This window comes from Nitrospirae bacterium CG2_30_53_67 (assembly GCA_001873285.1).
Classification (GTDB): domain Bacteria; phylum CG2-30-53-67; class CG2-30-53-67; order CG2-30-53-67; family CG2-30-53-67; genus CG2-30-53-67.
The window spans coordinates 1-8,381 of sequence record MNYV01000158.1; the positions used below are offsets into that span (position 1 = coordinate 1).

The following is an 8,381-nucleotide window of genomic DNA, read 5'->3' on the forward strand; positions in this document are numbered from 1 at the left end:
TCGGTTTTGTGGCGGCCCTCTCCACGGCGGCCATCGAAGGCCTGGCCGGCGTTTTCGGCAAGAGCGCATCCTTTGGATGGCGTCCTGCGGAAGCCTACCTCGGCGGCAAGAAGAAAGAGAAGAACAAGGCTGCCGATCATGAGGAAGGGAAGAAGGATGAGTAGGGGTTCCGCACTCCGGCAGCTTTTCATGAACAGCAGAGAAACCCACGACTCGGCGCCGGCGCCCGACAGGTCCGGCGCCGAAGGCGTGGGAGAGCCCAGGAATGTATGCCCGGCAGGGCGAGGGGGCTTTTTTTTTGCAGGGGAACATTAGGTTATGAAAATATTCGAGATTGTTGTTATACTGGAATTTATTTTGTTGAGCTGTTATGATTCCTGAGTTTATTGGTTTGAACTATCATGACCCTAAGTGGTCCTGTTCGTAAATAGGGTGACGTACCGAGAGGGTCGTAGGGCGGTTTCATCAAGGCACGCGACTGAGGCGTACCCCTCTGGTACACCGCAAGGAGCGTAACGCCGATGAGACCGCCCTACGGCACTCGAATACCACCGTATTTATGAATAGGGCCACTAAGGACTGTTTACAAAGGAGCGGGATCGTATGAAAAAAATAGTTTTCTATCTCATGACGATGAGCTTAGCTGTGCTGTTCGCCATACCCTTATATGCGGGAAGTGACTCAAGCGCAGGTTCCGGACCGGCGTCGCCTTCGGGCGTCACCGCGCCGGGAACCATCCTGCTCGACTCTCTCAGCCGAATCTATGAGCCTGTGAATTTCAATCATGAGATGCACACCTCCATTGCCGAGCACTGTTCCCAGTGCCACCACCAACACCCTTCCGCTAAGGAGGTGACGTGCATGGAGTGCCACTCCCTCACGGCATCGGATTTTAAGAAATCCGCAGCAACCGGTTTCATCGCGTGCAGGAGCTGCCATGAGGCCATCGATCCGGCCCAGCCCAACATGCCCGGGCTGAAGGCGGCGTACCATCGCGCCTGTTTCCGGTGTCACAGGGATATGGGGGATGCAGGATTGGACCCCCAGAGTTGTTCCATGAAATGTCATGCCAAAAAGAAAGGATAAAGCCATGAGTTTAGACCGCAGACAATTTTTAAAAACCGTCTCTTTGCTCACGGGATCAGCCGTTCTCGGCCCGTACACCAGGGCGCTCGCCTCCGAGGAATTTCATGGATGGCCCGACCGTTACGGAATGTTGACCGATTTCACCGAATGTGTGGGCTGCCGTTCCTGCGAAAAGGCCTGCAATGAGGTGAATCATCTGCCGCAGCCTGAGGTTCCGTTTGACGACAAGTCGGTTTTTGAGACGATGAGGCGGCCCACGGCCCATGCCTACACCGTGGTCAACCGCTATGATCATCCCAAGGATCCGGGCAAACCTATTTACCGCAAGGTACAATGCAATCACTGCAATGAGCCGGCCTGCGCCTCGGCCTGTCCGATTCATGCCTACACCAAGACACCGGAAGGCCCGGTGATGTATAATGAAGATCTTTGTTTCGGCTGCCGGTATTGCATGATCGCCTGCCCCTTCTATGTGCCGGCTTACGATTATTCAAGCGCTTTTGAGCCCAAGATCGTGAAGTGCGTCATGTGCTATGACCGGATCAAGGAGGGAAAGATTCCCGGGTGCGCAGAGGCCTGTCCCACGCAGGCCGTGACCTTCGGGAAGAGAAGCGATCTCCTCAAACTGGCGGGAGAAAAGATCGCGAAGAACCCGGACCGCTATATTGATCATATCTACGGTGAGAGGGAAGCCGGCGGGACCGGGTGGCTTTACATCTCCGGCGTTCCCTTTGAGCAGCTCGGCTTCCCAGCCGATCTTCCTGAGAAACCCATGGTTGAGGAGGTGAAGGGGTTCCTCTCGTCCGTGCCGGTGGTCTTTACGGTCTGGCCGGCGCTCTTCGGGAGCATCTATGCCGCCTCCCGCCATCATGAGGAATACACCAGGGAAGAGGCGCAGCATCAAGCCAAAGAGGGGGAGGAAAAAAATGAATCCTAATGCAGCGTTGAATAAAAAAGATGACTTCCGATCTTGGTTCTTGAACAAATTATTGATGGGGATGACGTGGCCGGAATATATAAGGCACATGATTACGCCTTTTAATGTTGCGGCGGCCGTCATCTTAAGCGTGGGCCTTCCCCTGATGGGGCTCCGTTATATTCATGGGCTCGAGGTGGTCACGGATGCATCCAACGAGTATCCATGGGGGTTGTTTCTCGGCTGGGGGCTCTTTTCAGGGGTCCCGCTTTCCGCCACCGGTTTTGTCATGGCCACGGCCTATTACATCTTCGGTTTCAAGCGATACAAACCTCTGGTGCGCCTTGCGGTACTTACGGGTTTTCTGGGATATTTCTTTGCCGTGGTCTATCTGATGACGGATTTGGGGCGGCCCTGGCGGATCTACTATCCCATGTTCGTGGGATTCGGCACGGCCTCGGTCCTGTTCTTAGTGGCCTGGCACGTGGCGACCTACCTGACGGTGCAGTTTCTTGAATTCAGTCCCGCCATCCTGGAGTGGCTCGAGGCCGGGAGAACGCGCAAGTGGGCCATGATGATCACCATCGCCATGACCATCGCAGGGATCATCCTTTCCACATTGCATCAATCCGCCCTCGGCGCGCTCTTCCTGCTTGCCCCGGCCAAGATGCACCCGCTCTGGTTCACATCGTATCTGCCGACGTTGTTTCTCGCCTCCAGCATCTATGCGGCCTTGGCCATGGTGATCGTGGTCAGCACCCTGGCGGCCGTTTTCCTGAAGAAGAGCGCCGATGATCATTTTCTTGGGAACCTGAACGAGCTGACCATCGGTCTCGGCAAAGGAACGAGTATCGGGATCCTGGTCTACCTGGCCCTGAAACTGGTCGCCATGGCTCACGGTGATGCCTGGGGACTCCTGGGCACTCCCTATGGCCATTGGTACCTCGTAGAGATCCTGGGGTTTGTGCTCCTGCCCGCGCTGATCCTGGCGGCCGGGGTGAAGAAAGGAAGCCTGGGGCTTGTCCGGTTCGGCGGTTTTCACGCCGTCATCGGCGTCATCTTGAACCGGATCAATGTCTCCATGGTGGCGTTCAACTGGAAGCTTCCGGATCATCTGCATCATATCATGCCGCACTGGCAGGAGATAGCGGTGGTTCTGTCGATTTTCACCCTTCACATCCTGATTTTCCGCTGGATTCTGGTCCGGATGCCGGTGATCCATCAGGATCAGGGCTTTAAGCAGGTTGAAAAAAACCACTAAGATGTGTAAGATATCATGATGAAGCAATCCGTCCTATCCTTCATGGTGTTCCTCCTGGGCATGATGTTCTTCGCATGGGACCGGGTCTCTGCAGAAAATGCTGCAAGCATAGAGGATGCCGGGAAATGCTTGGAGTGTCATGCCCAGCGGGGGGTGGTCAAAAAATTCGAGAACGGGGAATCCGTAGAAGCCTATATTGACCCGGAGAAATTCGGGTCCTCTGTTCATCATGCCCTCGCCTGTCCGACATGTCATCAGGATTTTTCCGAGGATCATCACCCCGTCAGACGGTTCAGGAGCAAGAACCAATTCAGGATACAGTCCACTCTGATCTGCCGGCAATGCCACAAGGATGAAGAGATCAGGAAAAAATCCATCCATGCCAACCTCTTTCAGCAAGAGCAGCAAGGCGAAGTCCCTCTCTGCACGGACTGCCATACCGCCCATGCCGTCGCGGCCATTTCCGGCGGCAGGCTCACCGCGAACGAGATGCAGTACTGCCTGAGCTGCCATCAGCATTCCATGAAGCTTCCGTTCAATGACGGTTCAGGGATACCCCTGATGGTTGATCGATCCGAATTGTCGGCCTCCGCACACAGCAAACTCGATTGTTCGGACTGCCATTACGGTTTCTCGTCCGAGGAACACCCGCAGAGAAATTTCAAAACAAGAAGGGACTATTCCATCGCCTCCGCGGATAGCTGCCGGCGATGCCATTTTGACAAGTATACCCAGACCCTGGAAAGCATCTGCCATACCAAGCAGTCTCAGGGGAACCTGAATACGCCGATCTGCACGGACTGTCACGGATCGCATGCAATCGCCTATGTGAGGATTGAGAAGAACTTCAGCATATTGAGGTGCCGGAAGTGCCATCCCGATATTTACGACACCTATGCCAAGAGCGTTCACGGCAAGGCGCTTTTCAATGAAGAGAACAGGGATGTGCCTGTGTGTATCGACTGTCACAAGGTCCATAACATCAAGAACCCCCTGACCCTGGAATTCCACGAGAGGATTCCCGAGATGTGCAGTAACTGTCATGCCAACAAGGCCATTATGGGCAAGTACGGGCTCTCCACGGATGTGGTCAAAAGCTACCTGTCGGATTTTCACGGGATGACGCTGGGGCTTTACAAGAAGCAGAGAGAGGCCCTGTCCAAACCGGCCAGGCCGATCGCGGTCTGCACGGACTGCCACGGGATCCATAATATCAGCAGCACCCATGACATGCCGGCGGCCGTGGTCAAGGAAAATTTACTGAAACGATGCCAGAAATGCCATCACGACGCCACGGAAAAATTCCAGGATGCATGGCTTTCCCATTACAAGCCGAGTTTATCGAGAGCCCCGCTGGTCTTTCTCGTGGACTTGGGGTACAAGATCTTTCTCCCCATCCTGCTGGTCGGACTCTTTCTGCAGATCCTTTTGCATATCTGGCGCTATGCCGTGAACCGATAGAAAACGGGGAATGCGATGACGAACCATCCGGATCAGGAAGGCATGAAGATCAGACGATTCAGCCGAGGGCGCATTGTCGAACACGCCTTGGCCATCGTGGTGGTGGGGATTCTGGTGATGACCGGCCTTTCGCAGAAATTCTATACCATTGATTTCTCCCAATGGCTCATTCTTAAACTGGGCGGGATCGATAATGTGAGATGGTTGCACCGCTGCGCCGGCATGGTCTTTCTGATGCTCATCGTGGTTCATATTTTCGTCGCCATGGTGGGGATCGTGGCCAGGAGATGGCAGCCTTCCATGATGATCAACAAGAATGATTTTACCAATGCCATACACAATTTGAAATACTATGTCGGTTTAGAGAAAGCCCCCGCCCAGTTCGACCGTTACGATTTCAAACAGAAGTTTGAATACTGGGGGATCCTGGTGGGGGCATTCCTGATGATTTTCTCCGGCCTGATCCTCTGGTTCCCCATCCAGGCGACCCGTTTTCTCCCCGGTGAGTTTGTCCCGGCCGCCAAGGTTCTGCATACCCATCAGGCCACCCTCATCTTCATCCTGATCGCGATATGGCATATCTATAGCGCCATTTTCAGTCCGGACGTATTTCCCCTGGATACCAGTATTTTCACGGGGATGATTCCACGCAGGAGAATGGAACTGGAACACCCGCTTGAATTCGCCCGCATGCATGAAGGAGGAGCGAGAGCGGATGTTTCGAGATCCCCATGATGCGATGCAGGATAAGATGGAAGATCACCGGCCCGTGTGAAGAGACAGGGGGGCTTTCGAGCCGCCTATTTGACCAGCCCTTTCTGAATCGCGAACTTCATCAGAGCCGTGCGTGAACGGATCGAAAGCTTCTCTGAGATGTTGGTCTGATGAGCGATCACGGTTTTAACGCTGATATTGAGGAGGTCCGCAATCTCCTTGTGGCTGTATCCCTCTCCAATCACCTTGAGGATCTGTTTTTCCCGGTCGGTCAGTTTCTCGTAAGGGTCCTCCACCTGGACCTCGCCTTTCCTGAGATAGCCGTCTATCACGCCGGCGGTGATGGACGGGTACAAGTACTGTTCTCCCCGCGCCACGGATCGAATGGCTGAGATCAGGTCCGTACCCACGGCGTGCTTCAGGATATAACCCGAAACGCCGGCCTTCAAGAGACGGCTCACGTATTCCCTGTCGTCATACTGGCTGAGGATCAGAATGCGGGTATCGGGGCAGGTCTTCCTGATCTCCAGGGTTGCTTCCAAGCCGCCCAGACCCGGCATGGCAATGTCCATGAGGATGATGTCGGGTTTGAGTTGATAAGCCTTGTCGATGGCCTCCTTGCCGTCGGCCGCCTCGCCCAGAATTTCGATATCCTCATGGAGATTCAACAAGGCCGTGATCCCCTCGCGCACCAAGGCATGGTCGTCTGCAATCACAATCCTGATCTTCGGCATGGTCTGTCCCGGCCTCGTTTAAACCGGAAAGCTTAGTGGCCCTATTCATAAATACGGTCGCATTCGAGTGCCGTAGGGCGGCCTCCTCAGCGTTCCGCTCCTTGCGGCGTACCACAAGGGTATACCTCAGTCGCGCGCCTTGATGAGACCGCCCTACGACCCTCTCGGCACGTTACCATATTTACGAACAGGACCACTTAGTCCGGTCTCTCCGGTAAAACTATCCAAGTTTTCTCATAGGGTCAAGGAAAAAATTAAACCGGCACATACACGGTCAGTTGCGTCCCTCTGCCGGGCTGGGAGCAGAGGGTCATCTTGCCGTCCATGAGCGCCACGCGTTCCTGCATCCCCAGGATGCCGAACCCGCCGGGTCTGTTTCCGGATGTGACCGAACGGCTTACGTTCTGAACATCAAAGCCTTTTCCGTCGTCTTCGATTTCTATTTCCACATAAGATGAGCGGAACCGCAGGAAGACCAAGACGTTCTTTGCGTCCGCATGTTTGACAATATTGATCATGGCTTCCTGGATGACCCGGAAAAGAAGGAGTTCCATCTGACTGCAATCCAGGACCCGTTCAGGAGGTTTCTCAACCTGCTCACAGCTTCCCTCGATGTCCAAAGAATAGTGTATTCCCTTTCCGCCGAGGTGCCGTTCGAGGATCCAGCGTACGGCGGAATCAAATCCGAGGTCGTCCAGTATGGGCGGGCGCAGATCCTTGATGATGGTATGGAGGCCTTGAAGAGAGAGGACACACAGCTCTCTCAACCGCTTGAGTTTCTGCGGGGCGTCTCTATTTTTCTCCCAGGACTGCTGAAAGGCATCCAAAGACATAAGAATCGCGTTCAAGGACTGGCTTGTATCGTCGTGAAGTTCTCTGGCGATGCGTTTGCGTTCCTCTTCCTCGGCCGTAATGACCCGGCGCAGCAGGACCGAAAGCTTTTCACGGCTTTCCGCAAGGTCCTTGGTCCGTTTTAGGACCCGCTGTTCCAGTTCCAGATTCTGCCGCTGAATATTTTCATGGGACTCGGCGAGCTTGACTCTCATTCTGTCGAAGTTTTGGGCGAGCGTCCCGACTTCGTCCTTGCCGGCAGCCTCGATCGGTTCAGAGAGGTTCCCCGCGCCGATCTTGCGGGCGGCCTCGGTCAGGGCCTTCAAGGGTTTGACGATGCTTCTGCTGAGGCCCACGACGAGGAGCAAAGAAGTGCCGATGGCGATCAGGCTGAGACTGAAAAAGCCCTTCTTCAAAAGGGTGGAAGGCGCGAAGACGATTTCCTGCGGTTCACGAATGGTGATCCCCCACGAAGCGATGGATAAAGGGGCGAAGGCCAGGATGTCCTGGGTCTTCTCTTCATGACGCTCTTCTTCGGTATGACACCGATGGCATACGCCCACGGAGCTTTTTCTTTCAGCGATCAGGTTGCTCAGGAACATGTTGTGGTCGCTGCACGTCAGAATCCGTTCCTGTTTGTTGGACGAGATGATAATCCCATGGCTGTCCACAAGTTCGATCACCGTACTTTGATCCGCGGGAACGGATTTCAGGACCTGGGTGAAAAGATAATTTGTGGGATTGATCTCTCCACCGGCGGCGCCGATGAAATCCCCGTTCTTGTTTTTCAGAGGGACCAAGGCAAAAATGACCTTTTTCTGGGTGGGTTCCATGGTGTAGACATCGGAGATGTAGGGCCGTTTGTCGGAAAGCGTCTTGCTGACGTCGGTGATGCTCAGGAGATTGATATTGCCGCTTTCCTGATGGGGGTAGGTCAGCACCACATTCCCGTAGATGTCGAGGAGGAAGATTCTGTCCGTGAAGATGGAATATTCATAGGCCGTCTTGATCGCCTTTTTCTCCGGATCCCAATCATCGTCTTCAAAGTCTATTCTTCCGGATATGGAAATATCCTGCAGCCTTCGGAGGTTGCTCTCAAGCATATAGTCGATATATTTTCCGATAATCTTGGCCAGGGTGAGACGGCTTTCCAGGGACCGCTGGATGCTGTCATTGACGCTGATGGCGCTGATAATACCGAGGCTGATCAGGATGACCAGAATGCTCAACGTGATGGAGATGATGATTCTTTTCAGCATAATGGGCTAAGTATTTTCCTTTATAGTTGTATTTTAAATTGCATAAGTATACCATTTTATTTGTTTTGTGAATAGTTGTGTTCTCGTTTATTCGAGCAAGCGATATGGAGAAGTCATTG

Annotated in this window: 7 protein-coding genes; 5 read left to right on the forward strand and 2 right to left on the reverse strand. The window is 53.9% G+C overall.

The genetic code is table 11. The features are described 5' to 3' along the window. The first annotated feature begins 603 nt into the window (after window positions 1–603). Genes AUK29_09895 through AUK29_09915 form a run of 5 tightly spaced genes read left to right on the forward strand, consistent with a single transcriptional unit; the run spans window position 604 to window position 5,459 of the window. Window positions 604–1,086, forward strand: coding sequence for a hypothetical protein (locus AUK29_09895; protein OIP61653.1), 483 nt, complete (start codon window positions 604–606; stop codon window positions 1,084–1,086). 4 nt (window positions 1,087–1,090) lie between these two features. After that, window positions 1,091–2,023, forward strand: coding sequence for a hypothetical protein (locus AUK29_09900; protein OIP61654.1), 933 nt, complete (start codon window positions 1,091–1,093; stop codon window positions 2,021–2,023). Then, window positions 2,013–3,263, forward strand: coding sequence for a hypothetical protein (locus AUK29_09905; protein ID OIP61655.1), 1,251 nt, complete (start codon window positions 2,013–2,015; stop codon window positions 3,261–3,263). Before AUK29_09900 ends, AUK29_09905 begins: the two co-directional genes overlap by 11 nt. Window positions 3,264–3,281: 18 nt before the next feature. Then, window positions 3,282–4,724, forward strand: coding sequence for a hypothetical protein (locus AUK29_09910; protein ID OIP61656.1), 1,443 nt, complete (start codon window positions 3,282–3,284; stop codon window positions 4,722–4,724). A gap of 15 nt (window positions 4,725–4,739) precedes the next feature. Further along, on the forward strand, window positions 4,740–5,459 hold the full coding sequence (locus AUK29_09915; GenBank protein ID OIP61657.1) for a hypothetical protein: 720 nt from the start codon (window positions 4,740–4,742) through the stop codon (window positions 5,457–5,459). A gap of 65 nt (window positions 5,460–5,524) precedes the next feature. Here the strand turns inward: AUK29_09915 and AUK29_09920 are convergent, their stop codons facing one another. Both AUK29_09920 and AUK29_09925 read right to left on the reverse strand, forming a co-directional pair. Beyond that, window positions 5,525–6,172 carry a DNA-binding response regulator gene (locus AUK29_09920; GenBank protein OIP61658.1) on the reverse strand — a complete coding sequence of 216 codons (648 nt, stop codon included), beginning with the start codon at window positions 6,170–6,172 and terminating at the stop codon, window positions 5,525–5,527. 254 nt (window positions 6,173–6,426) lie between these two features. After that, window positions 6,427–8,262, reverse strand: a complete 1,836-nt coding sequence (locus AUK29_09925; GenBank protein OIP61659.1) for a hypothetical protein — start codon at window positions 8,260–8,262, stop codon at window positions 6,427–6,429. Between the last annotated feature and the right edge of the window lie 119 nt (window positions 8,263–8,381).

Coding starts and splice junctions, on each gene's coding strand:
- AUK29_09895 (OIP61653.1), top strand. CDS start 604: ATGAAAAAAATAGTTTTCTATCTCATGACGATGAGCTTAGCTGTGCTG.
- AUK29_09900 (OIP61654.1), top strand. CDS start 1,091: ATGAGTTTAGACCGCAGACAATTTTTAAAAACCGTCTCTTTGCTCACG.
- AUK29_09905 (OIP61655.1), top strand. CDS start 2,013: ATGAATCCTAATGCAGCGTTGAATAAAAAAGATGACTTCCGATCTTGG.
- AUK29_09910 (OIP61656.1), top strand. CDS start 3,282: ATGAAGCAATCCGTCCTATCCTTCATGGTGTTCCTCCTGGGCATGATG.
- AUK29_09915 (OIP61657.1), top strand. CDS start 4,740: ATGACGAACCATCCGGATCAGGAAGGCATGAAGATCAGACGATTCAGC.
- AUK29_09920 (OIP61658.1), bottom strand. CDS start 6,172: ATGCCGAAGATCAGGATTGTGATTGCAGACGACCATGCCTTGGTGCGC.
- AUK29_09925 (OIP61659.1), bottom strand. CDS start 8,262: ATGCTGAAAAGAATCATCATCTCCATCACGTTGAGCATTCTGGTCATC.